General features: G+C 70.0%; 22 protein-coding genes. 18 read left to right on the top strand and 4 right to left on the bottom strand.

From position 1 onward, the window contains the following. Positions 1–144: 144 nt before the first annotated feature. Entirely contained in the window at positions 145–327 is a 183-nt protein-coding gene (locus ACFRKB_RS18380; protein ID WP_030350180.1) for a hypothetical protein, read from the bottom strand. Between the two features lie 350 nt (positions 328–677). Here ACFRKB_RS18380 and ACFRKB_RS18375 point away from each other — a divergent pair, with 350 nt between their 5' ends. The 4 genes from ACFRKB_RS18375 to ACFRKB_RS18360 all read left to right on the top strand — a co-directional run bounded on the left by ACFRKB_RS18375 (position 678) and on the right by ACFRKB_RS18360 (position 4,197). Beyond that, the gene (locus ACFRKB_RS18375) at positions 678–1,331 is read left to right on the top strand and encodes a response regulator transcription factor (protein ID WP_030350181.1); all 654 of its coding nucleotides are present in this window, start codon (positions 678–680) and stop codon (positions 1,329–1,331) included. 5 nt (positions 1,332–1,336) lie between these two features. Next, a complete protein-coding gene (locus ACFRKB_RS18370) occupies positions 1,337–2,569 on the top strand; it encodes a sensor histidine kinase (RefSeq protein ID WP_383106913.1) in 1,233 nt (410 codons plus the stop codon). Positions 2,570–2,972: 403 nt separating this feature from the next. Further along, positions 2,973–3,269, top strand: a complete 297-nt coding sequence (locus tag ACFRKB_RS18365) for a DUF4193 domain-containing protein (RefSeq protein WP_030350183.1) — start codon at positions 2,973–2,975, stop codon at positions 3,267–3,269. 13 nt (positions 3,270–3,282) lie between these two features. After that, entirely contained in the window at positions 3,283–4,197 is a 915-nt protein-coding gene (locus tag ACFRKB_RS18360; RefSeq protein ID WP_383106911.1) for a hypothetical protein, read from the top strand. Positions 4,198–4,224: 27 nt separating this feature from the next. On the opposite strand, the gene ACFRKB_RS18355 is transcribed toward ACFRKB_RS18360, so the two are convergent. Further along, positions 4,225–4,683 (bottom strand): DUF3093 domain-containing protein, encoded by a 459-nt coding sequence (locus tag ACFRKB_RS18355; RefSeq protein ID WP_383106910.1) that lies wholly within the window; start codon positions 4,681–4,683, stop codon positions 4,225–4,227. A 58-nt stretch (positions 4,684–4,741) separates the two neighbouring features. Between ACFRKB_RS18355 and ACFRKB_RS18350 the strand changes: the two genes are divergently transcribed. From ACFRKB_RS18350 to ACFRKB_RS18300, 11 genes are all read left to right on the top strand, one after another. Beyond that, positions 4,742–5,362, top strand: coding sequence for a PaaI family thioesterase (locus tag ACFRKB_RS18350; RefSeq protein ID WP_365974239.1), 621 nt, complete (start codon positions 4,742–4,744; stop codon positions 5,360–5,362). Further along, the gene (dut, locus tag ACFRKB_RS18345; RefSeq protein ID WP_383106909.1) at positions 5,359–5,883 is read left to right on the top strand and encodes a dUTP diphosphatase; all 525 of its coding nucleotides are present in this window, start codon (positions 5,359–5,361) and stop codon (positions 5,881–5,883) included. The genes ACFRKB_RS18350 and dut overlap by 4 nt, the downstream gene beginning before the upstream one ends. A 1-nt stretch (position 5,884) precedes the next feature. Then, complete coding sequence (locus tag ACFRKB_RS18340; RefSeq protein ID WP_383106907.1) at positions 5,885–6,667, top strand: DUF3710 domain-containing protein; 783 nt, start codon at positions 5,885–5,887, stop codon at positions 6,665–6,667. A gap of 312 nt (positions 6,668–6,979) precedes the next feature. Beyond that, entirely contained in the window at positions 6,980–7,069 is a 90-nt protein-coding gene (gene kdpF, locus ACFRKB_RS18335; protein ID WP_037727062.1) for a K(+)-transporting ATPase subunit F, read from the top strand. A 3-nt stretch (positions 7,070–7,072) separates the two neighbouring features. After that, a complete protein-coding gene (gene kdpA, locus ACFRKB_RS18330; RefSeq protein ID WP_383106905.1) occupies positions 7,073–8,737 on the top strand; it encodes a potassium-transporting ATPase subunit KdpA in 1,665 nt (554 codons plus the stop codon). Between the two features lie 26 nt (positions 8,738–8,763). Beyond that, positions 8,764–10,875 carry a potassium-transporting ATPase subunit KdpB gene (gene kdpB, locus ACFRKB_RS18325; protein ID WP_383106968.1) on the top strand — a complete coding sequence of 704 codons (2,112 nt, stop codon included), beginning with the start codon at positions 8,764–8,766 and terminating at the stop codon, positions 10,873–10,875. 14 nt (positions 10,876–10,889) lie between these two features. Further along, the gene (locus tag ACFRKB_RS18320) at positions 10,890–11,552 is read left to right on the top strand and encodes a potassium-transporting ATPase subunit C (RefSeq protein ID WP_383106967.1); all 663 of its coding nucleotides are present in this window, start codon (positions 10,890–10,892) and stop codon (positions 11,550–11,552) included. Positions 11,553–11,677: 125 nt separating this feature from the next. After that, positions 11,678–14,221 carry an ATP-binding protein gene (locus tag ACFRKB_RS18315; RefSeq protein WP_383106904.1) on the top strand — a complete coding sequence of 848 codons (2,544 nt, stop codon included), beginning with the start codon at positions 11,678–11,680 and terminating at the stop codon, positions 14,219–14,221. A 25-nt stretch (positions 14,222–14,246) separates the two neighbouring features. Beyond that, the gene (locus ACFRKB_RS18310) at positions 14,247–14,936 is read left to right on the top strand and encodes a response regulator (RefSeq protein ID WP_383106902.1); all 690 of its coding nucleotides are present in this window, start codon (positions 14,247–14,249) and stop codon (positions 14,934–14,936) included. A gap of 34 nt (positions 14,937–14,970) precedes the next feature. After that, entirely contained in the window at positions 14,971–15,357 is a 387-nt protein-coding gene (locus tag ACFRKB_RS18305; protein WP_078490470.1) for an OB-fold nucleic acid binding domain-containing protein, read from the top strand. 3 nt (positions 15,358–15,360) lie between these two features. After that, the gene (locus tag ACFRKB_RS18300) at positions 15,361–16,164 is read left to right on the top strand and encodes a DUF3159 domain-containing protein (RefSeq protein ID WP_383106900.1); all 804 of its coding nucleotides are present in this window, start codon (positions 15,361–15,363) and stop codon (positions 16,162–16,164) included. Between the two features lie 58 nt (positions 16,165–16,222). Here ACFRKB_RS18300 and ACFRKB_RS18295 read toward each other — a convergent pair whose 3' ends face one another. Together ACFRKB_RS18295 and ACFRKB_RS18290 are read right to left on the bottom strand one after the other, a co-directional pair. After that, positions 16,223–16,900 carry a potassium channel family protein gene (locus ACFRKB_RS18295; RefSeq protein WP_365974247.1) on the bottom strand — a complete coding sequence of 226 codons (678 nt, stop codon included), beginning with the start codon at positions 16,898–16,900 and terminating at the stop codon, positions 16,223–16,225. Further along, entirely contained in the window at positions 16,900–17,568 is a 669-nt protein-coding gene (locus ACFRKB_RS18290) for a potassium channel family protein (RefSeq protein ID WP_030350197.1), read from the bottom strand. Before ACFRKB_RS18290 ends, ACFRKB_RS18295 begins: the two co-directional genes overlap by 1 nt. Positions 17,569–17,886: 318 nt before the next feature. Here ACFRKB_RS18290 and ACFRKB_RS18285 point away from each other — a divergent pair, with 318 nt between their 5' ends. The 3 genes from ACFRKB_RS18285 (at position 17,887) to ACFRKB_RS18275 (ending at position 23,813) form a co-directional block, all read left to right on the top strand. Next, positions 17,887–20,064, top strand: a complete 2,178-nt coding sequence (locus tag ACFRKB_RS18285; RefSeq protein ID WP_383106898.1) for a glycoside hydrolase family 3 N-terminal domain-containing protein — start codon at positions 17,887–17,889, stop codon at positions 20,062–20,064. Positions 20,065–20,196: 132 nt separating this feature from the next. Continuing rightward, on the top strand, positions 20,197–22,260 hold the full coding sequence (locus ACFRKB_RS18280) for an APC family permease (protein ID WP_383106896.1): 2,064 nt from the start codon (positions 20,197–20,199) through the stop codon (positions 22,258–22,260). Between the two features lie 224 nt (positions 22,261–22,484). Further along, entirely contained in the window at positions 22,485–23,813 is a 1,329-nt protein-coding gene (locus tag ACFRKB_RS18275; protein WP_383106895.1) for a class I SAM-dependent RNA methyltransferase, read from the top strand. Positions 23,814–23,900: the final 87 nt, after the last annotated feature.

Genomic DNA, 23,900 nt, shown 5'->3' with positions numbered 1-23,900 from the left:
ACCGGCACATGGAAGGGCCCCGGCACCGTTCCCCTCGGCGCCGGGGCCCTTCTCTGTAGGTATCTACGGCTCTGTAATTGTCTAGATTCTGTATGTCTGTACGGCTATGGCTGTACGACGGTGTCTGTGCGACCGCGGTGCAGGTCAGACGCCACTGGCGGCGCCGACCTCCACATCCACGCCGTGCTCGGCGGCAAGCCGGCGAAGGTCGTCCAGCTCTTCCTGTTCGACATCCGCGAGGAAGTCGTCGCCCGTTTCACGGGCATGGGTGAGATCCGTTTCCGTGGCCTTTATACGCTGCAGAAGCCCGGCGGTGAACGCGTCCATTGCGCCCCCTCGTCGTGGGTCAGTGGCACGGGGGTGTGCCGACGTCGTGGTCGGTGGCACGGGGGTGTGCCGACGGCGGGAAGATCACGCACCCACTGCCTCTGGATGACAGATAAGGGTGTGGCATGCCACAAACAGGGCGTGATCTCGGGTGTGAAAGCGTCTTCCCCACCGTCCGCCGCCGAGAAACCTCAACGCATCAACAAATCCGGTCCATTCCCGGAGGTGCCAGGTCATCCGGCATCGTCTTACCGCCGGTTTATGGCCGTTAAGGGCAGGATGGGCCCGCACAGCCAGTGATACAACCTGCCCTGATCACGGGTGACGGGCCCAGAGGAAGGAACAGCGACGTGCGCGTACTCGTCGTCGAGGACGAGCAACTGCTCGCCGATGCGGTGGCCACCGGACTCCGCCGGGAGGCCATGGCCGTCGACGTCGTGTACGACGGAGCGGCGGCCCTGGAGCGCATCGGGGTGAACGACTACGACGTGGTGGTGCTCGACCGCGATCTGCCCGTCGTCCACGGAGACGACGTCTGCCGGAAGATCGTCGAGCTGGGGATGCCCACCCGGGTCCTGATGCTCACGGCCTCGGGCGATGTCAGCGACCGGGTCGAGGGGCTGGAGCTGGGCGCGGACGACTATCTGCCCAAGCCCTTCGCGTTCAGCGAGCTGACCGCGCGGGTACGGGCGCTCGGCCGCCGTACGACCGTACCGCTGCCACCCGTGCTGGAGCGCTCCGGGATCAAGCTCGACCCCAACCGCCGCGAGGTCTTCCGCGACGGCAGGGAGATCCAGCTCGCCCCCAAGGAATTCGCGGTGCTCGAAGTCCTCATGCGCAGCGAGGGCGCGGTCGTCTCGGCCGAGCAGCTGCTGGAGAAGGCGTGGGACGAGAACACCGACCCGTTCACCAATGTCGTCCGCGTGACCGTCATGACACTGCGCCGCAAGCTCGGTGAGCCACCCGTGATCGTCACGGTGCCCGGCTCCGGATACCGGATCTGATGTCCGTGGCCAGCACACCCGCGCCCCCCGCGGCGCCGCCGAAACCGACCTGGGACCCCAGGCGCCCGGACCAGTCGCTTCCCTGGGTGCGTCCGACCATCCGGATACGGCTCACGCTGCTCTACGGCGGAATGTTCCTGATCGCCGGCATCCTGCTGCTCTCGATCATCTATCTGCTGGCCGCGCAGGCCCTGCACGTGGGCAGCGAGCTGCCCTTCAAGATCGTGACGGGCAAGGTCAGCAGCGACGTCTGCAACTTCCCGGACCAGGCGCCCCCGGAGGAGTTCAACGCGGCGATGAACGCCTGCGTCAACCACCAGCGCCAGCAGGCGCTCGACGATCTGCTCAGCCGCTCGCTCTTCGCGCTGGTCGGCCTCAGCGTCATCGCGTTCGCCTTCGGCTACGCGATGGCCGGCCGGGTCCTCTCGCCGCTGGGCCGGATCACCCGTACCGCGCGCCGCGTGGTCGGCTCCGACCTGTCCCGGCGCATCGAGCTGGACGGCCCCGACGACGAACTCAAGGAACTGGCCGACACCTTCGACGAGATGCTGGAGCGGCTCGAGCGGGCGTTCAGCGCGCAGCAACGGTTCGTCGCGAACGCCTCGCACGAGCTGCGTACACCGCTCGCGATCAACCGCACCCTGCTGGAGGTCCATCTCTCCGATCCGGGGGCGCCCGTGGAGCTCCAGCAGCTCGGCAAGACCCTGCTGGCCACCAATGAACGCAGTGAGCAGCTGGTGGAGGGCCTGTTGCTGCTCGCCCGCAGCGACAACCAGATCGTGGAACGAAAACCGGTCGATCTCGGCGAGGTCGCGACCCGCGCCGTGGACCAGACGCTCTCCGAGGCGGAGGCGAAGGGGGTGGAGATCCGGGGCGAACGCGTGCCCGCCGTCGTGCAGGGCAACGGCGTCCTGCTGGAGAGGATCGCGCTCAATCTGGTGCAGAACGCCGTCCGTTACAACATCCCGGAGGGCGGCTGGGTAGAGGTCACCACCGCGATCGAGCCGGGGCAGGCGGTCCTGGTGGTATCGAATACCGGTCCCGTGGTTCCCGCGTACGAGATCGACAATCTCTTCGAGCCGTTCCGGCGGCTGCGGACGGAGCGCACCGGCAGTGACAAGGGAGTTGGCCTCGGTCTTTCGATCGCCAGATCCGTGGCGCGCGCCCATGGCGGACGAATTCACGCCGAACCGCGCGAAGGCGGTGGACTCGTGATGCGTGTCACTCTCCCGGTCTGAGAGACTGCGCGGAGTGTTCGGGGCGGACGATCGCTTTGTTCGCTTTGCGCGGAATTCTCGGCATCAGTTTTTGGCGGACCCGTGTGTGATCGATCACAGGGTCGAATTCCCGCCTATCCACTCTGTGTGATCACGCCTTCTCGGAAAGCCGGTAAAGTCCGGGTTTCCAGGGGTCGGGATCACGGGAAGTACACGGGGTGGCGCCCGTGAAGTACGACATTGGGACCGTGTACGGTCCCCTTCGCCACCCGAGGCCGATCACTCCACGTGAGTCCGGTTGGGTGTCGATTGAGTAACAGACCTTGATGTGAGGCAAAATCTCCGCCTCAGGTCGGGCACAAGTCCGGCCTCTCACGCGTTACCCGCGCTGAGACACCACAGACACCCAGAGGGGGAGAGCGACATGGCAACGGATTACGACACCCCACGCAAGACCGATGACGACGTCGATCAGGACAGCCTTGAAGAGCTGAAGGCCCGTCGGAACGACAAGTCCACGTCAGCGGTCGACGTCGACGAGTTCGAGCAGGCCGAGGGCCTGGAACTGCCCGGCGCGGATCTCTCCAACGAGGAGCTGTCCGTCCGGGTGCTGCCCAGGCAGGCGGATGAGTTCACCTGCATGAGCTGCTTCCTGGTGCACCACCGCTCCCAGCTCGCCAGGGAGAAGAACGGTCAGCCCATCTGCCGCGACTGCGACTGAGGTCAGGCCGGCCGTGGCAGGCGACACACCGTTCCGGAAACGGCGCTTCCGGCGTAAGGGTTCACCGGAGGTGTACGGGGGCGGCACAGGCCCGGCAGAAGGCGTTCAGCCCGCTGCCGAGCACTCCGCCCCGTCGCCCCGTTCCGGCGCGGGTGACGACGAGCGAGGCCGGCCGGCCTCGCTCGAAGCGGTCTGGGAAGACCACGGCGGCCCCAAGACCGGGGGCCGGCGCCTGGACACCGTCAAACGGGGTGTACGCAGGGGCGGCGACAGCGCGAAGGCGGCGCTGGCCCATCTCGCCGACCGGATCATCGAGAACGCTCCTCGGGTTCCGGTCCGCGATCTCGCCACCCTCCGCAAGCAGTTCCCGGGCCTGGGCCCGGAGGAGCTGGCGGACAAGCTGGTCGCGGGCGCCGCGAACAGCACCTCCACGGTCGGCGCGGGTATCGGCGCGGCCGCGATGATGCCCGTACCGCCCGCGATGCCGGCCGAGCTGGCAGCCGAGATCACCGCCGTCGCCGCGATCGAGCTGAAGCTCATCGCGGAGCTGCACGAGGTCTACGGACTGCGCCCGTCCGGCACGCTCAGGCAGCGCAGCGCCGCCTATCTGACGTCCTGGACGGAGGAGCGCGGGGTCGACATCACCAAACCGTCGACCTTCAACGGCGCGCTGAGCGGCCGGATGAAGCGCGAGCTGCGGCAGCAGATCATGAAGCGCACGGTCCGCAGCCTGCCGAATCTCGTTCCGTTCATGATCGGAGCGGCCGTCGGCGCGCTGATGAACCGGCGGGACACCAAGAAGGTGGCCGAGCGCATCCGCAAGGACCTGCGGGCCCGCCAGATCCCCTGGGACGCGCTGCCCGAGCTGCCGCCGCTGGAGCGGCCCACGCAGCTCCCCGCCGAGCTGCCCAGGGAACTGGGCCACTAGACAGGTCGCCGCCCGCCGTGCGGGCTCTCAGGCGGCCCGTACCGCGTTCAGTGCCGCCGCCAGCGCCTTCGGGTCGCGGGTCGACACATAGACATAGGGCGTCGGGTCGTCCGGGTCCGTGATCTCCACGCGCAGCGCCGTCGGCACATAGCTGCGCAGCAGCATGAAGGCGCGCGGGTCGGCCTTGTGCAGCCGCCAGGCGCGCGCCTCCTCGGCGTCGAGCACCTCCGCGTCACCGAGCGCGGAGACCGGGATCCTCGCCTCGCCCGCGACCAGCGAGTCCGCCACCACCCGGATCCGCGCCGAGCCGTACGAACTCACCGCGGCCGCCGCCAGGGCGCCCGCGCCGATCACCCCGCCGAGCATCGGCAGCAACCCCATCGGCAGCGTGATCAGACCGCCCGAGACGGCGATCAGAGCGGTGATCCCCCACCAGGACGGGGGGGCGGTCAGGCGTTCGTCGTAGCGCGCGGCGGAAGGCTCCATGGAGCCAAGCTTGGCACGGTGCGGCTCCCGGGCGACCGCGCGGGTAAGGTCTGCGCCTGTGAGCAACGTGCCATCCCGGGGGACGCCCCCCGGATCCCCCGCGGGGCCGGGGCCCCTGACGCCGCCGGCCGATGCCGTACCGCCGGTACGGCACCCCGACGCCCCCGCCCCCGGGGAGCCGCTCGGGGCGCACTACGAACACTGTTTCGGCTGCGGTGGGGCACAGCCCCACGGACTCCAGCTGCTGGCGCGCGCCGGTGAGGGCGTCCGCATCACCGCCGAGTTCACCGTCAAGCCCGCCCACCAGGGCGCCCCCGGGCTCGCGCACGGCGGTGTGCTGGCCACCGCGCTGGACGAGACGCTCGGCTCGCTGAACTGGCTGCTGCGGGTGATCGCCGTGACCGGCCGGCTCCAGACCGAGTTCGTACGGCCCGTACCGGTGGGCACGTCGCTGTATCTGGAGGCCGAGACCACGGCCGTCCACGGGCGGAAGATCTACTGCACCGCCACCGGCAGGCTCGGCGGCCCCGGGGGGCCCGTCGCCGTCCGTGCCGACGCCCTTTTCATCGAGGTCAAGGTCGACCATTTCATCGACAACGGCCGCCAGGAGGAGATCCGGGCCGCCATGGCCGATCCCGACCAGATCAAGCGCGCCCGCGCCTTCGAGGTGAACCCATGAGTCCTGTCCCTGCCGGCCCCCTTGACGTACTGATCCGCCGGGTCGATCCGGAGGCGCCGCTTCCGTCGTATGGGCACCCGGGCGACGCGGGAGCCGATCTGGTCACCACCGAGGCCGCTGAGCTCGCCCCCGGTGAGCGGGCCATCCTGCCGACGGGGGTGGCCATCGCCCTGCCCGACGGCTACGCGGCCTTCGTGCACCCGCGCTCCGGGCTCGCCGCCCGCTGCGGTGTCGCACTGGTGAATGCCCCCGGGACGGTGGATGCCGGGTACCGTGGAGAGATCAAGGTGATCGTGGTCAATCTGGACCCGCGCGAGAGCGTTCGGTTCGAGCGGTTCGACCGGATTGCCCAGTTGATCGTCCAGCGGGTCGAGAAGGTGCGCTTCCATGAGGTGGCGGAGCTTCCCGGCTCCGCGCGGGCCGAGGGGGGCTTCGGCTCCACCGGTGGTCATTCCGCCGTGGGCGGGGTACAGGGTGGGAATCGATACGCTTCGGTCGTATCCGACCGGGAAGGACAGTGACGTGTTCGGACGTCGCAAGAAGAGTGGTTCCGCAGAGGGCACGGCGGACGCAGCGGGCGAGGCCGGGCAGCTCACCGACGGCGTCGGCGCGGACGCCGATGCCAGCGAGGCGGAGGAAGCACCCCGCCGGGCGAACCTTCCGCCGGCGCCCAGGCCCGACGGTCCCTGGGACATCTCCGAGGTCTCCCAGCCCGGCGAGGGCCGGGTGGATCTGGGAGGCGTCTTCGTCCCCGCGGTCGACGGCATGGAGCTGCGGGTAGAGGTCGCCGGTGACGCGATCGTCGCCGCCACCGTCGTCGTGCGCGACAGCGCCGTACAGCTCCAGGCCTTCGCGGCGCCCAAGAAGGAAGGCATCTGGGGCGAGGTCCGCGAGGAGATCGCCTCCGGCATCACCCAGCAGGGCGGCATCATCGACGAGGTCGAGGGCCCGCTGGGCTGGGAGCTGCGCGCGCAGGTCCCCGTACAGCTGCCGGACGGCACCGGAGGCGTCCAGCTGGTGCGCTTCATCGGGGTCGACGGACCCCGCTGGTTCCTGCGCGGTGTGATCTCCGGGCAGGGCGCGGTGCAGCCCGAGGCCGCGGGGCTGCTGGAGCAGATCTTCCGGGACACCGTCGTCGTACGCGGCGAGGGACCGATGGCGCCCCGCGACCCGATCGTCCTCAAGCTGCCGGACGACGCGCAGATGGTGGCCGAGGGCGTCCAGCAGGAGGAGCAGGAGGGGTCCCGCTTCTCCGGTGGCATGGGGCAGCTCCAGCGCGGTCCGGAGATCACCGAAGTGCGCTGACATCTGACCGCGAATAGCGTGGGCCGCACCCCTTCACGGGGTGCGGCCCATCGTTGTTTTCCCCGGTCTTTTCACAGGTCACAAGCGTGTCACAGGTCACGGGCGGGACCGTAGGAAGTGCGTCAAGCCAGGGCCCTCATCCGTATGAGACCCGTCAACGGAGGCGGAGTCCGCCGGATCAGCGGGTTTCCTCAGGAGGTCAGATCTTCCGCACTCTTTTCAGGAGCACCCGATGGCCGACCTGGCCTTCGTCGTCACCACGCTCGCGGTCTTCGCGCTGGTGGCCCTCGTCGCCAAGGGGGTGACGAAGCTGTGACCGCCGAGAACATCGTCGGCCTGGTCGTAGCCGTCGCCCTGCTGGGCTATCTCGTCCTCGCCCTTCTCTTCCCGGAGAGGTTCTGAGTGATGAGCCCCGTCCTCGCCGGTGTGCTCCAGCTGCTCGCCCTGATGGTGGCACTCGCTCTGGCGTACCGCCCGCTCGGCGACTACATGGCCCGTGTCTACAGCTCGACCAGGCACCTCAGGGCCGAGAAGTGGATCTACCGCGTCATCGGCGCCGATCCCGCCACCGAGATGCGCTGGCCCGCCTATCTGCGCGGGGTCCTCGCCTTCTCCGCGGTCGGTGTCCTGTTCCTGTATCTGCTCCAGCGGGTCCAGGGCGGGCTTCCCGGCTCGCTCGGCTTCGCGTCGATCGATCCGGACCAGGCGTTCAACACCGCCGCCTCCTTCGTCTCCAACACCAACTGGCAGTCGTACTACGGCGAACAGGCCATGGGCCATGTCGTCCAGACCGGCGGGCTCGCGGTCCAGAACTTCCTCTCGGCGGCCGTGGGCATGGCCGTCGCGGTGGCGCTCGTACGCGGCTTCGCCCGCTCCCGCACCGGCGAGCTGGGCAACTTCTGGTCGGACCTGGTGCGCGGCACCGTCCGGATCCTGCTGCCGATCGCCGTCATCGGCGCGCTCGTGCTGGTCGCCTGCGGCGCCATCCAGAACTTCGCGGGCATCCACGAGGTCGGTCAGTTCCAGGGCGGCTCGCAGCAGTGGAACGGTGGCGCGGTCGCCTCCCAGGAGGTCATCAAGGAGCTGGGCACCAACGGCGGCGGTTACTTCAACGCCAACTCCGCCCACCCCTTCGAGAACCCCAGTCCGGTCTCCAACCTCTTCGAGATCTTCCTGATCCTGCTCATCCCGTTCGCGATGACCCGCACCTTCGGCCGGATGGTGGGCAGCCTCCGGCAGGGATACGCGATCCTCGGCGCGATGCTGACGATCTGGCTCGGCTTCACCGCGCTGATGATGTGGACCGAGTTCCACCACGGCGGCCCGGCGTTCGAGATCGCGGGCGGCGCCCTGGAGGGCAAGGAGACCCGCTTCGGGATCGGCGGTTCGTCGATCTTCGCGGTGGCCACCACCCTCACCTCGACCGGCGCGGTCAACTCCTTCCTTTCCTCGTACACCGGGTTCGGCGGCGGCATCGCGCTGCTGGGCATGCAGCTCGGCGAGATCGCGCCCGGCGGGGTCGGCTCCGGTCTCTACGGCATGCTGATCATGGCCGTCATCGCGGTGTTCATCGCGGGGCTGATGGTCGGACGTACGCCGGAGTATCTCGGCAAGAAGATCGGCAGCCGTCAGATCAAGTTCGCCGCCTGCTACATCCTGATCACCCCGGCGCTGGTGCTCTGCTTCACGGCCGTGGCCATGGCGCTGCCCACCCCGGGCCACTCCATGACCAACTCGGGGCCGCACGGCTTCTCCGAGATCCTGTACGCCTACACCTCGGGCGCCAACAACAACGGTTCGGCCTTCGCCGGGCTCAACGCCGACACCCAGTGGTTCAACACCACCATCGGGCTGGCGATGCTGCTCGGCCGCTTCGTGCCCATGGTGTTCGTCCTCGCGCTGGCGGGATCGCTCGCCGAGCAGAGCCCCGTACCCGAGACCGCGGGCACGCTCAGGACCGAGAAACCGCTGTTCAGCGGGGTGCTCGTGGGCACGATCCTGATCGTCGCCGGACTGACCTACTTCCCGGCGCTGGCGCTGGGGCCGCTGGCCGAGGGGCTGGCGTCGTGACCACCCGTACGATCCAAGAGGACGAGATGTCCAGTACCACTCCGGCCCGCGCGCCGCACAGCGATGTCCCCACCGGGCACAAACCCGATGACGGACGCGTCGGCGGGGGCCTGTTCGACCCCAAGCAGCTGCTGCGCTCCTTCCCCGAGGCGATAAGGAAGCTCGACCCGCGGGTGATGGTCGCGTCGCCCGTGATGTTCGTGGTCCTCATCGGGTCCGTCATGAGTACGGTCCTGGCCGCGCTGAACCCCGGTGACTGGTTCGGCTGGGCCGTGGCCGCCTGGCTCTGGCTGACGACCGTCTTCGCCAATCTGGCCGAGGCCGTCGCCGAGGGGCGCGGCAAGGCGCAGGCGGACACCCTGCGCAAGGCCAAGACCGACACCGTCGCCCGCCGGGTCACCGGCGGGCACGAGGAGCGGGTGCCCGGTACGGAGCTGCGCATCGGCGATCTGGTGGTCTGCGAGGCCGGCGACATCATCCCCGGCGACGGCGATGTGGTCGAAGGCGTCGCCTCCGTCGACGAGTCGGCCATCACCGGTGAATCGGCGCCCGTCATCCGGGAGTCGGGCGGCGACCGCTCGGCCGTCACGGGCGGGACGAAGGTCCTCTCCGACCGTATCGTCATCAAGATCACCACAAAGCCCGGCGAGACCTTCATCGACCGGATGATCGCGCTGGTGGAGGGCGCGGCCCGGCAGAAGACCCCCAACGAGATCGCGCTCAACATCCTGCTCGCGTCCCTCACCATCGTCTTCCTGCTCGCGGTCGTCACGCTCCAGCCGTTCGCCGTCTACGCGGGCCAGCGCCAGCCGGTGATCGTGCTGATCGCGCTGCTGGTCTGTCTGATCCCGACCACGATCGGCGCGCTGCTCTCCGCGATCGGCATCGCGGGTATGGACCGGCTCGTCCAGCGCAATGTGCTCGCCATGTCGGGGCGCGCGGTCGAGGCCGCGGGCGATGTCTCGACGCTGCTGCTCGACAAGACCGGCACGATCACCCTCGGCAACCGGCAGGCCGCCGAGTTCGTCCCGGTCAAGGGCGTGACGGAGGCCGAACTCGCCGACGCGGCCCAGCTCTCCTCGCTGGCCGACGAGACCCCCGAGGGCCGCTCCGTCGTGGTGCTGGCCAAGGAGAAGTACGGGCTGCGCGAGCGCCACCAGGGCGAACTGGCCGGCGCCGAGTGGGTCGCCTTCACCGCCCAGACCCGGATGTCGGGCGTCGACCTCGCGGAGAACGGGGTACGGCGCAAGGTCCGCAAGGGGGCGGCCGGTTCGGTCGTCGCCTGGGTCGAGGAGCGCGGCGGCCCGGTGTCCCCGGACGCCCGGGAACTCACCGCCGCGATCTCGGAGGCCGGTGGTACGCCGCTGCTGGTCGCCCTGGAGGACGCCGCCGGGGCCCGGGTGCTGGGCGTCATCCACCTCAAGGACGTGGTCAAGGAGGGGATGCGGGAGCGGTTCGACGAGCTGCGCCGCATGGGCATCAAGACCGTCATGATCACCGGGGACAACCCGCTGACCGCGCGGGCGATCGCGGAGGAGGCCGGGGTGGACGACTTCCTCGCCGAGGCCACCCCCGAGGACAAGATGGCCCTCATCCGGCGCGAGCAGGCGGGCGGCAAGCTCGTCGCGATGACCGGCGACGGGACGAACGACGCCCCGGCGCTGGCGCAGGCGGATGTCGGCGTGGCCATGAACACCGGTACGTCGGCCGCCAAGGAGGCCGGGAACATGGTGGACCTGGACTCCAACCCGACCAAGCTCATCGAGATCGTCGGCATCGGCAAGCAACTGCTCATCACCCGTGGCGCGCTGACGACCTTTTCCATCGCCAACGACGTGGCGAAGTACTTCGCGATCATCCCCGCGATGTTCGCGGTCGTCTATCCGAGCCTGGACAAGCTCAACATCATGCGGCTGTCCTCACCGGAGTCCGCGATCCTCTCCGCGGTCATCTTCAACGCGCTGATCATCGTCGCGCTCGTACCGCTCGCGCTCCGGGGCGTGCGGTACCGGCCGATGAGCGCGGACAGGATGCTCCGCAGGAATCTGGGCATCTACGGCCTCGGCGGGCTGATCGCCCCCTTCATCGGCATCAAGATCATCGATCTGCTCCTCTCCCTCATCCCCGGTATCGGGTGAACGGCATGACTTCCATGAACAGCTCGGCACGCAACACCGCACGGCTCCTCGGGGCCGGGGCGCGCGCTCTCCTCGTCCTCACCGTCCTGTGCGGGGTGCTCTACCCGCTGGCCGTCACCGGCGTCGCCCAGGGCCTCTTCCCCCGGCAGGCGAACGGGTCCGAGGTCAGGGAGGCCGGCAAGGTCGTCGGCTCCTCGCTCATCGGCCAGCGCTACGACCTGCCGCTGAAGGAGGGCCAGGAGACCCCGGAGCCCGACCTCAAGTGGTTCCAGCCGCGCCCGTCCAACGGGCTGGGCAGCAACACCGTCAACACTCAGTACAAGCTGATCCTCTCCGGCGCGACCAACCGGGCCGGCGACAACGAAGAGCTGATCCAGTGGGTCAAGGACGCCAAGGCCGCGGTCATCAAGGACAACTCCACGCCCGGTTACCGCGTCCCGGCCTCCGCCGTACCGCCGGACGCCGTCACCTCCTCGGGCTCCGGCCTCGACCCGGACATCTCACCGGCGTACGCACGGCTCCAGGTCCACCGGGTGGCGGAGCGCAACCACCTTCCCGTCCAGCGCGTGGAGAAACTGGTCGAGGACCACACCCAGCAGCGCGTTCTCGGCTTCGTCGGGGAACCCCGGGTGAATGTCCTCGCGCTGAACATCGCGCTGCGGGAGCTGGTCGGCTGACCATCAGAATCGTGTCAAGACCGACTCACGAGACCGGTGCCGCCCCTTTTGCCCGCACCCCTGGCTGTATTTTCGACACAGTCGGCGCGTCGGGCGCGGTGGCTCTTCTGGAAGACAATGGGGCCATGGGACGCGGCAAGCTTCGGATCTATCTGGGCGCGGCACCGGGCGTCGGCAAGACGTACGCGATGCTCTCCGAGGCCCACCGCAGGGTGGAGCGCGGCACGGACTGTGTGGTGGCGTTCGTCGAGCATCATGACCGGCCGCGTACGGAAGTGATGCTGCACGGGCTCGAAGCGGTCCGGCGGCGCGAGCTGGAGTACCGCGGGACGGTCTTCACGGAGATGGACATCGACGCGGTGCTGGAGCGCCGCCCGACGGTCGCGCTGGTCGACGAACTGGCCCACACCAATGTGCCGGGCTCCCGCAACGCCAAGCGCTGGCAGGACGTCGAGGAGCTGCTCAAGGCCGGGATCGAGGTCGTGTCCACGGTCAATATCCAGCATCTGGAGTCCCTCGGCGATGTCGTGGAGTCGATAACCGGGGTACGGCAGCAGGAGACCGTCCCCGACGAGATCGTGCGCCGGGCCGACCAGATCGAGCTGGTCGACATGTCGCCCCAGGCGCTGCGGCGGCGCATGGCGCACGGCAATGTCTACAAGCCCGACAAGGTCGACGCGGCGCTCTCGCACTACTTCCGCCCCGGTAACCTCACCGCGCTGCGTGAGCTGGCGCTGCTCTGGGTCGCCGACCGGGTCGACGAATACCTCCAGCAGTACCGCGGCGAGCACAACATCCGCTCCACCTGGCAGGCCCGGGAGCGCATCGTCGTCGGCCTCACCGGCGGACCGGAGGGACGTACGCTCATCCGCCGCGCCGCCCGGATGGCCGCCAAGGGCTCCGGCAGCGAGATCCTGGCCGTCTACATAGCCAGGAGCGACGGCCTGACCGCCGCCTCGCCCAAGGAACTGACCGTCCAGCGCACGCTGGTGGAGGATCTGGGCGGCACCTTCCACCATGTCATCGGCGACGACATCCCCTCCGCGCTGCTCGAATTCGCGCGCGGGGTCAACGCCACCCAGATCGTGCTGGGCTCCAGCCGGCGCAAGACCTGGCAGTACATCTTCGGGCCCGGTGTCGGTGCCACCGTCGCGCGGGAGTCCGGGCCCGATCTGGACGTCCATATCGTCACGCACGAGGAGGCCGCCAAGGGGCGCGGGCTGCCGGTGGCGCGCGGGGCCAGGCTCGGCCGCTCCCGGATCGTCTGGGGCTGGCTGGCCGGGGTCGCGGCGCCCATCCTGCTCTCGGTACTGCTGACGGCGCTGCACAACACCCCGGGGCTCGCCAACGATGTCCTGCTCTTCCTCTTCCTGACCGTGCTGGCCGCGCTGCTCGGCGGGCTGCGGCCCGCGCTCGCCTCGGCCGCCGTGGGCTCGCTGCTGCTCAACTTCTACTTCACGCCGCCCACCCACACGCTGACCGTGTCGGACCCGAAGAACCTGGTCGCGATCGTGATCTTCTTCGCGGTGGCCGTGTCGGTGGCGTCCGTGGTGGATCTGGCGGCCCGCCGTACCCACCAGGCGTCCCGGCTGCGCGCCGAGTCGGAGATCCTCTCCTTCCTGGCCGGCAGCGTGCTGCGCGGGGAGACCACGCTCGACGCGCTGCTGGAGCGGGTCCGCGAGACGTTCTCCATGGAGTCCGTGGCGCTGCTCGAACGTGTGAGCGATGTCGAGCCCTGGACCCGGGCCGGCAGCGTCGGACCCCACCCCGTCGACCGCCCCGAGTCCGCCGATGTGGACATGCCGGTCGGCGACCACATGGCGCTGGCGCTCTCCGGCCGCGTCCTGCCCGCCGAGGACCGCAGGGTGCTCGCCGCCTTCGCCGCCCAGGCCGCCGTCGTACTGGACCGGCAGCGCCTGGTGGGCGAGGCGGAACAGGCCCGCGCCCTCGCCGAGGGCAACCGCATCCGTACGGCCCTGCTCGCGGCCGTCAGCCACGATCTGCGCACACCGCTCGCCAGCATCAAGGCCTCGGTCACCTCTCTGCGCTCCGACGATGTCGAGTGGTCCGAGGAGGACCAGGCGGAGCTGCTGGAGGGCATCGAGCACGGCGCCGACCGGCTGGACCATCTGGTCGGCAATCTGCTCGACATGTCCCGCCTCCAGACCGGCACCGTCACCCCGCTGATGCGGGAGATCGACCTCGATGAGGTGGTCCCCTGGGCGCTCGGCGGCGTACCGGAGAACAGCGTGGAGCTGGACATTCCCGAATCGCTGCCCATGGTGGCCGTCGACCCCGGTCTGCTGGAGCGCGCGGTCGCCAATATCGTCGAGAACGCCGTCAAGTACAGCCCCGAGGGACGGCATGTCACCGTCGCGGCCAGCGCCCTCGGCGCGCGGGTCGAGGTACGGGTCGTGGACCGGGGCCCCGGCGTCCCCGACGACGCCAAGGACCGGATCTTCGAACCCTTCCAGCGCCACGGCGACGCGCCACGCGGGGCCGGCGTCGGCCTGGGCCTGGCGGTCGCCCGTGGCTTCGTGGACGCGATGGGTGGCACGCTGGCCGCCGAGGACACCCCCGGCGGCGGTCTGACGATGGTCCTCACCCTCACAGTGGCGTCCGGACGCGAGCCGGTACGTCCCGAACCACCCGCCCGGTCCCTCACATGACCGGGCCCGCAGAAAGGCAGACCCTATGACCCGGGTGCTCGTGGTCGACGACGAGCCGCAGATCGTACGCGCGCTGGTGATCAATCTGAAAGCGCGCAAGTACGAGGTGGACGCGGCCTCCGACGGCGCGAGCGCGCTGGAGCTCGCCGCCGCCCGCCACCCCGACGTCGTCGTGCTCGACCTCGGTCTCCCGGACATGGACGGCGTCGAGGTGATCAAGGGCCTGCGCGGCTGGACCCGCGTACCGATCCTGGTGCTCTCCGCGCGCCACACCTCCGACGAGAAGGTCGAGGCGCTGGACGCGGGCGCCGACGACTATGTCACCAAGCCCTTCGGCATGGACGAACTGCTGGCCAGGCTGCGCGCGGCGGTCCGGCGGGCGGAGCCGGTCGGCGGCGACGGCGACGAGACGGTCTCGCTCGTGGAGACCGAGGGGTTCACCGTCGATCTGGCCGCCAAGAAGGTCCACCGCGAGGGCAGGGACGTACGGCTCACCCCGACCGAGTGGCATCTGCTGGAGGTGCTCGTACGGAACACCGGCCGGCTGGTCAGCCAGAAACAGCTTCTCCAGGAGGTCTGGGGCCCGTCGTACGGCACCGAGACCAACTATCTGCGGGTCTATATGGCCCAGCTGCGCCGCAAGCTGGAGGCCGATCCGTCGCACCCCAGGCACTTCGTCACCGAACCGGGCATGGGCTATCGGTTCGAGCGTTGATCCGACGTGCCCTTACCCCGGTACCCTTTTCCCCATGAGTGCTGAGAAGCCGACCGGCCGCTTCCGCCGGATGCTCGACCGGCTCTCCAGCTCCCAGGAGGATCTGGAGTCCGAGGAGCTGCGGGAGGACGCGCAGGCATCGGGCTGTACGCGGATCTCCGACTGCAACGACCGCCAGATCGTCCGGGTGACTGGTACGTTGCGGACGGTCACCTTGCGTCCACGGGCCGGAGTGCCCGCGCTGGAGGCGGAGCTGTTCGACGGCACCGCGCCGCTGGACGTGGTGTGGCTGGGCCGGCGCTCGATCATGGGCATAGAGCCGGGCCGCAAGCTGATCGCCTCCGGCCGGATCTCCCTGAGCCACGGCCGGCGGGTGCTGTTCAATCCCAAATACGAACTCCGACCACTCGGACAGGAGTAGCCGGTGACGTCACCCGACAAGCCCGCCGCCTCGACCGCTTCATCGACCTCATCCGCTTCAGCTGCCTCCTCCGGCACCCCGGCCGCCTCGGACGGTGATGCGAAAGCAGTCACCGAGGCGGCTCTTTTCGAGGCCTTCGGCGGCCTGCGCGGCATGGTGGAGACGGTTCTTCCCGGCCTGCTCTTCGTCACGATCTTCACCGTCAACAAGGACCTGCACACGTCGGCGATCGCCGCGCTGGCCGTCTCGCTGCTGCTCGTCGTCGTCCGGCTGATCCGCCGGGACACCGTCAAGCACGCCTTCAGCGGGGTCTTCGGCGTCGCGTTCGGTGTCGTCTTCGCGATGATGACCGGCAACGCCAAGGACTTCTATCTGCCGGGCATGATCTACACACTGGGGCTGGCGGTCGCGTACATCGGCACCACGCTCGCGGGCGTGCCGCTGATCGGGCTGATCCTCGGCCCGATCTTCAAGGAGAACCTCTCCTGGCGCACCCGTAACCCGGGCCGCAAGAAGGCGTACGCCAAGGCCAGCTGGGCCTGGGGGCTGATCCTGCTCGCCAAGTGCGCGATCCTCTTCCCGCTCTACTGGTGGGCGGACACCACCCAGCTCGGCTGGATCCTGATCGCGCTGAAGATCCCGCCGTTCCTGCTGGCGGTCTATCTGACCTGGGTCTTCCTGGCGAAGGCGCCGCCGCCGATCGATGTGTTCGCCGAGATGGAGGCGGAGGAGCGGGCCGAGAAGGAGCGCGCCGCCGTCGCCGCCGCGACGGCCGCGGACGGGTCGGGGCCACGACACCGCCGCTGAGCGGGACATCGTCGGGGCGCCGGACGGGCGGGGTATCGCCCGTCCGGCCCGTCCGGCGCTAGCCGGCCGCGTCCTCGCGGCGTACCGACAGCAGGTCCTCCAGCTGCTCCTCGCGCGCCTGGGCCGCCACGAACAGCAGCTCGTCGCCCGCCTCCAGCGTCTCCTCCGGGTGCGGGGTGAGGACACGCGTCCCGCGGATGATCGTGACCAGCGAGGTGTCCTCGGGCCAGCTCACATCGCCGACCTGCGTGCCGGTCACGGCCGACTCCGGCGGCAGCGTCAGCTCGACCAGGTTCGCGTCGCCATGGCTGAAGCGCAGCAGCCGTACGAGATCGCCGACGCTCACCGCCTCCTCGACCAGCGCCGACATCAGACGCGGCGTCGAGACTGCGACATCCACCCCCCAGGACTCGTTGAAGAGCCATTCGTTCTTGGGGTTGTTGACCCGGGCCACCACCCGCGGGACGCCGTACTCGGTCTTCGCGAGCAGTGAGACGACCAGATTGACCTTGTCGTCGCCGGTCGCGGCGATCACGACATGGCAGCGCTGGAGCGCCGCCTCGTCCAGCGAGGTGATCTCACAGGCGTCGGCCAGCAGCCATTCCGCCAGCGGCACCCGCTCCACCGAGATGGCGGTCGGTGCCTTGTCGATCAGCAGGACCTCGTGTCCGTTCTCCAGCAGCTCACCCGCGATGGAACGGCCCACCGCGCCTGCCCCGGCAATCGCGACGCGCATCAGTTCCCGCCTCCGTCCGGGCCCTCGGCGAATGCCGCCTCGACCTTCTCGATGTCGTCCGTACGCATCATCACGTGGACGAGATCGCCCTCCTGGAGCACTGTCTGGGACGTCGGCAGCATCGCCTCGCCCAGCCGGGTCAGAAACGCGACACGGACGCCCGTCTCCTCCTGGAGCGTGCTGATCTTGTGGCCGATCCAGCTCTCCGCGGTGTGCACCTCGGCGAGCTGTACGCCGCCGCTCGGATCGCGCCACAGCGGCTCCGCGCCGGACGGCAGCAGCCGGCGCATCATCTGGTCGGCGGTCCAGCGGACCGTGGCCACGGTCGGGATGCCCAGGCGCTGGTAGACCTCGGCGCGCTTCGGGTCGTAGATACGGGCGGCCACGTTCTCGATGCCGAACATCTCGCGGGCCACCCGGGCGGCGATGATGTTGGAGTTGTCGCCGCTGCTCACCGCGGCGAAGGCGCCGGCATCCTCGATCCCCGCGTCCCGCAGGGTGTCCTGGTCGAACCCGACGCCGCTGACGCGACGGCCGCCGAAACCGGAGCCGAGCCGCCGGAACGCGGTGGGGTCCTGGTCGATGACGGCGACGGTGTGCCCCTGCTGCTCCAGGTTCTGCGCGAGTGCGGCACCCACCCGGCCACAGCCCATGATGACAATATGCACGGCCCTACCCCGCACTCCTCATACCCCACCTGAACTGCGAATACATCCTGCTCACTTCTCTTCTCTCGGCTCGCCGGGCAACACATCGCGGGCAGGTGAAGGCCCGCGGGGCGCCATGGCGCGACCGGCGGCCGGTCATGGGCCCGAGCGGTGCCGGGGATGTCGACCTCGTTCGCGCTCACGCCCACCGTATCGGCAACCAGGGACAGGAGATCAGGCGTGTGCCCCGTCGGAGGGGGTACGCATCACCGGCGCCGACGGTGTTCCGTACCGTGGCGGGGACACGCCATCATCTTCAGGCACATGGGGACGCGGAGCATGGACCAGGAACAGGACCGTACGTACGAGCAGGACCGTACGCACGACCGGCGCATCGCGGAGCTGCTGGCCCGGATGACGGACGCGGAGAAGCTGGGCCAGCTCCAGCAACTGGCGTGGACCGGCGACACCGGACCCGGCGGCGGTCAGAACCATCTCATCGAGACGGCGGCCCGCGAGGGGGCCCTCGGCTCCGTACTCAATCTGCACGGCGCCGCGCACACCAACACCCTCCAGCGCATCGCCGTCGAGGAGTCACGGCTCGGCATCCCGCTGCTCTTCGGCTTCGATGTGATCCACGGTTTCTGGACCACCTTCCCGATCCCGCTCGCGCAGGCGGCGAGCTTCGATCCGGCGGTCGCCGAGCGGGACGGCGAGGTGGCGGCCGGCGAGACCCGGTCCAACGGTGTGCACTGGACGTTCGCGCCGATGATGGACGTCACCCGGGATCCGCGCTGGGGACGGATCGCCGAGAGCTGCGGCGAGGACCCGTATCTGACGGCCGCGTTCGCGGCGGCCAAGGTCCGCGGCCACCAGGGCGAGGACCTGCGCGATCCGCGCCGGATCGCCGCCTGCGCCAAGCACTTCGCCGCGTACGGGGGCGCCGAGGGCGGCCGTGACTACAACACCGTCGATGTCTCCGAGCAGCGCCTGCGCAATCTCTATCTGCCGCCGTTCAAGGCCGCCGTGGAGGCGGGCGCGGCGACGGTGATGGCCGCCTTCAACACCGTCAGCGGTGTCCCGGCGCACGCCCATCCGCATCTGCTCTCCGACATCCTCAAGGAGGAGTGGGGCTTCGACGGCGTCGTGGTGAGCGACTGGAACGGGGTCCATGAGCTGATCACGCACGGCTTCGCCGAGGACGCCGGGGCCGCCGCCGGGCTCGCCTTCGAGGCGGGCCTCGACATGGAGATGGTCAGCACGGATCTCGCCGACCACGGACGGGAGTTGCTGCGCGCCGGAGCGCTCTCGGCCGGGCGTCTCGACGACGCCGTGGCGCGGGTGCTGCGGCTGAAGCTCCGTCTCGGGCTGTTCGAGCGGCCGTACGTGGACGAGGGCGCCGCGCTGACCGGGCCGACGGCGGAGAGCCGGGCGGCGGCCCGGGAGACCGCCGGCCGGTGCGTGGTGCTGCTCAAGAACGAGGGGGACACGCTGCCGCTGAGCCGGACCCTCCCGTCGGTCGCCGTGGTCGGCCCGTTCGCGGACTCCACCGATCTGCACGGCACTTGGTCGGGGCCGGGAGCCTCCCGCTTCCCCGCGGTCACGGTCCTGGACGGCATACGGGCCGCCCTCCCGGACGCCGCTGTCGTCCGGCACGCGGAGGACCATGACGCGGCCGTGGCGGCGGCGCGCTCCGCCGACCTGACCGTAGTGGTGGCCGGAGAGCCCACGGAGCTCAGCGGGGAGGCGGCGTCGCGCAGCGACCTCTCCCTGCCCGCGGGCCAGGAGGAGCTGATCCGGGCGATCGCGGCGACGGGCCGGCCGTTCGTCGTCGTACTCGTCGGCGGGCGCCCGCTCACCGTCGACGGCTGGATCGATCGCGCGCCCGCCGTGCTGGCGGCCTGGCACCTGGGCATCGAGGCCGGTCACGCGCTCGCCGATGTGCTGTTCGGCGAGGTGAACCCGGGAGCCAAGGTGCCGGTGAGCTTCCCGCGCTCGGTGGGGCAGATCCCCGTCTACCACAACCACGAGAACACCGGCCGCCCGTCGGAGCCCGACGGCCCGGGGGCGCCGTTCACCTCGTCGTATCTGGACGTCGGGCGCGGACCGCGGTTCCCGTTCGGATTCGGCCTCAGCTACACGGACTTCGAGATCGGTGAGCCGGAGCTGAGCCGGGATGCCGTCGGCGTCGCGGAGCTGACGCGCGGCGCCGAGGTGGAGGTGGCGGTCGCCGTACGGAACACCGGGCGGCGCGCGGGTGACGAGGTCGTCCAGCTCTATGTGCACGACCGGGCGGCGTCGGTCGTCCAGCCGGTGCGGCGCCTTCGCGGCTTCCGGCGCGTCACGCTCGGCGCGGGGGAGAGCGCGGTGGTGCGGTTCCGGCTCGGCGCCGAGGACCTCGGGTTCTGGACGAACGACCCGGCGGGCCGCTTCCTCGTGGAGCCCGGATCCATCGACCTGTACACGGGGAACAGTTCGCGGGCGACGGCGCGGCGTACGCTCACCCTCACCCGCTGACGGCCCCGCTCATCCGCTGACGGCACCCACTCATCCGCTGACGGCACCCGCCTGCGGCCCGCCGACATGCCGGGCCGCAGGTGGGGGGTGGTGCCCGCACACGGCGTTGTTCGAACGCATACGATCCCTTCCGTGTCCAAACTGACCGACGTGCCCAAACGCATCCTGATCGGGCGGGCGCTGCGTAGCGACAGGCTGGGGGAGACCCTCCTCCCCAAACGCATCGCCCTGCCCGTTTTCGCCTCCGACCCGCTGTCCTCGGTGGCGTACGCACCGGGAGAGGTCCTCCTGGTCCTGTCCATCGCGGGCGTGTCGGCGTACCACTTCAGCCCGTGGATCGCGCTGGCCGTCGTGGTCCTGATGTTCACGGTCGTCGCGTCGTACCGGCAGAACGTGCACGCCTACCCGAGCGGCGGCGGCGACTACGAGGTCGCGAACACCAACCTCGGCCCCAAGGCCGGGCTCACCGTCGCCAGCGCGCTGCTCGTCGACTACGTACTGACCGTGGCGGTGTCGATCTCCTCCGGCGTGGAGAACCTCGGGTCCGCCATCCCCTTCGTGGTGGAGAACAAGGTCCTGTGCGCCATCGGGATAATCGTGCTGCTCACGCTGATGAATCTGCGGGGCGTACGGGAGTCGGGGAAGCTCTTCGCGATCCCGACGTATGTCTTCGTCGGCGGGGTGTTCCTCATGATCGTCTGGGGCGCCTTCCGCGGGCTCGTACTCGGCGAGACCATGCGTGCCCCGACGGCCGGCTTCGAGATCAAGCCCGAGCACCAGGGCCTGGCCGGCTTCGCGCTGGTCTTCCTGCTGCTGCGGGCCTTCTCGTCCGGCTGTGCCGCGCTGACCGGCGTCGAGGCGATCAGCAACGGTGTCCCGGCCTTCCGCAAGCCGAAGAGCAGGAACGCGGCGACGACCCTCGCCCTGATGGGCGGCCTGGCCGTCACGATGTTCTGCGGCATCATCGGCCTGGCCATGGCCACCGATGTGAAGATGGCGGAGTCGCCCGGCACGGATCTGCTCCGCGACGGCGTCCCGGTCGGCTCGGGCTATGTCCAGAACCCGGTGATCTCGCAGGTCGCCGCGGCCGTCTTCGGCAGCGGCACGTTCCTGTTCGTCCTGCTCGCCGCGGCCACCGCGCTGGTCCTCTTCCTGGCCGCCAACACCGCGTACAACGGTTTCCCGCTGCTCGGCTCGATCCTCGCCCAGGACCGCTATCTGCCGCGCCAGTTGCACACCCGCGGCGACCGGCTGGCCTTCTCCAACGGCATCGTGCTGCTGGCCGGGGCCGCCGCGCTGCTCGTCGGTCTCTACGGGGCGGACTCCACGCGGCTGATCCAGCTCTATATCGTCGGGGTCTTCGTCTCCTTCACGCTCAGCCAGACCGGCATGGTCCGGCACTGGAACCGCCATCTGCGGACCGAGCGGGACCCGGCCAAGCGCCGCCATATGATCCGGTCCCGGGCGATCAACACCTTCGGCGCGTTCTTCACCGGTCTGGTGCTGGTCGTCGTGCTGGCCACCAAGTTCACCCATGGCGCCTGGGTCGCGCTGCTCGGCATGGTGATCTTCTACGGGACGATGACCGCGATCCGTAAGCACTACGACCGGGTCTCCGCGGAGATCGCCGCCGCCGAGGGACCGTCCGACGACAGCGTCCGGCCGTCCCGGGTGCACTCGATCGTGCTGGTCTCCAAGGTCCACAGGCCCACGCTGCGCGCCCTCGGGTACGCCAAGCTGATGCGCTCGGACACGCTGGAGGCGCTCAGCATCAATGTCGACGCGGCGGAGACGAAGCTGCTCAGGGAGGAGTGGGAGCGGCGCGGCATCAACGTACCGCTGAAGATCCTCGACTCCCCGTACCGCGAGATCACCCGGCCGGTGATCGAGTACGTACGCGGTCTGCGCACGGAGAATCCGCGCGACGCGGTGAGCGTCTACATCCCGGAGTATGTGGTCGGGCGCTGGTACGAGCATCTGCTGCACAACCAGAGCGCGTTGCGGCTGAAGGGGCGGCTGCTCTTCACTCCGGGGGTGATGGTGACGTCGGTGCCGTACCAGCTGGAGTCCTCGGAGCTGGCGAAGAAGCGGGCGAAGCGGCGGGCGGCGTATGTGGCGCCGGGCGCGGTCAGGCGCGGTCCTGTGGACGCGCGGCCGAAGGAGCCGGAGCGGCCGGACCGGGGTGGGAAGGGCTGAGCGGGCCGAGCCGACTGGGAGGGCTGAGCGGGCCGGGCCGACTGGGACGGGCTGAGCGGGCTGGGCAGGAGTGGGCTGGGCAGGGAGCGGGCTGGTAGAGGGCTGAGGGGGCGGCTCGTGGCGGCCGGGTGGGTGACGCGCACGTAGACTGGTGGGCTGTCCGGTGGGCCGTCGTCCACGCCTCCCCGTTCCCCCTCACCTCTGAACTTTTGGAGCCACCTCCCATGTCAACAGAACCGCAGGCTTCGCTGGTCGGGGAGGAGTACGAGGTCGAGGTGGGCCCCGTCGCCCATGGCGGCCACTGCATCGCCCGTACCGCCGAGGGCCGTGTGCTCTTCGTACGGCACGCCCTGCCCGGCGAGAAGATCGTCGCGCGCGTGACGGAGGGCGAGGAGGAGTCCCGCTATCTCCGCGCCGACGCGGTGAAGATCATCGAGCCGTCGAAGGACCGGGTCGAGGCCCCGTGCCCGTACGCGGGACCCGGCCGCTGCGGCGGCTGCGACTGGCAGCACGCCAAGCCGGGCGCGCAGCGGCGGCTCAAGGGCGAGGTCATCGCCGAGCAGCTCCAGCGGCTCGCGGGCCTCACCCCGGAGGAGGCGGGCTGGGACGGTACGGTCATGCCCGCCCCCGGCGACAAACTGCCCGCGGGCGAGGTGCCGGCCTGGCGCTCGCGCGTGCAGTACGCGGTCGACGAGAACGGTCGCGCGGGGCTGCGCAAGCACCGGTCGCACGACGTCGAGCCGGTCGATCACTGCATGATCGCCGCGGAAGGCGTCAGCGAACTGGGCGTCGAGCGGCGCGAGTGGCCGCAGATCGCCACGGTCGAGGCGATCGCCGCGTCGGGCTCCGGCGACCGGCAGGTGATCCTCACCCCGCGCGAGGGCGGCCGGCTGCCGCTGGTGGAGCTGGACAAGCCGGTCTCCGTCCTGCGGGTGGACGAACGCGACGGGGGAGTGCACCGCGTCCACGGCCGCGCCTTCGTCCGCGAGCGCGCCGACGGCCGTACGTACCGCGTGGGCATGGGCGGCTTCTGGCAGGTGCACCCGCAGGCGCCGCAGCTGCTGGTGGAGGCCGTGATGCAGGGCCTGATGCCGAGGAAGGGCGAGACGGCCCTCGATCTGTACTGCGGAGTGGGCCTGTTCGCCGGGGCGATCGCGGAGCGCGTCGGGGAGACGGGCGCGGTGCTCGGCATCGAATCCGGCAAGCGCGCGGTCGAGGACGCCAGGCACAACCTCCAGGAGCTGCCCCGGGTCCGGATCGAACAGGGCAAGGTCGACCAGGTACTGCCGCGCACGGGAATCACCGAGACGGACCTCATCGTCCTGGACCCACCCCGCGCGGGCGCGGGCAAGCAGACGGTCAAACACCTCTCCGCCCTCGGCGCCCGCCGCATCGCCTACGTGGCCTGCGACCCGGCCGCCCTCGCCCGCGACCTGGCGTACTTCAGGGAGGGCGGATACCGGCCGCGGACGCTGCGGGCGTTCGACCTTTTTCCGATGACGCACCATGTGGAGTGCGTGGCGATCCTGGAGCCGGTCGCGAAGGGCTCCTGACCTCCGGTTTCAGGGTGTGTCGGGGATCGTGTGCGTGACGGCGCCGCCGCCGTGTTCAGCGGCAGGCCGGTGGAACGCCCACGGTCG

The sequence above is a fragment of the Streptomyces scopuliridis genome (genome assembly GCF_042790125.1).
In the GTDB taxonomy this organism is placed as follows: Bacteria; Actinomycetota; Actinomycetes; order Streptomycetales; family Streptomycetaceae; genus Streptomyces; species Streptomyces scopuliridis_A.
Note: the sequence above shows the minus strand (reverse complement) of the source record. Positions and strands in the feature narration are given on the sequence as shown.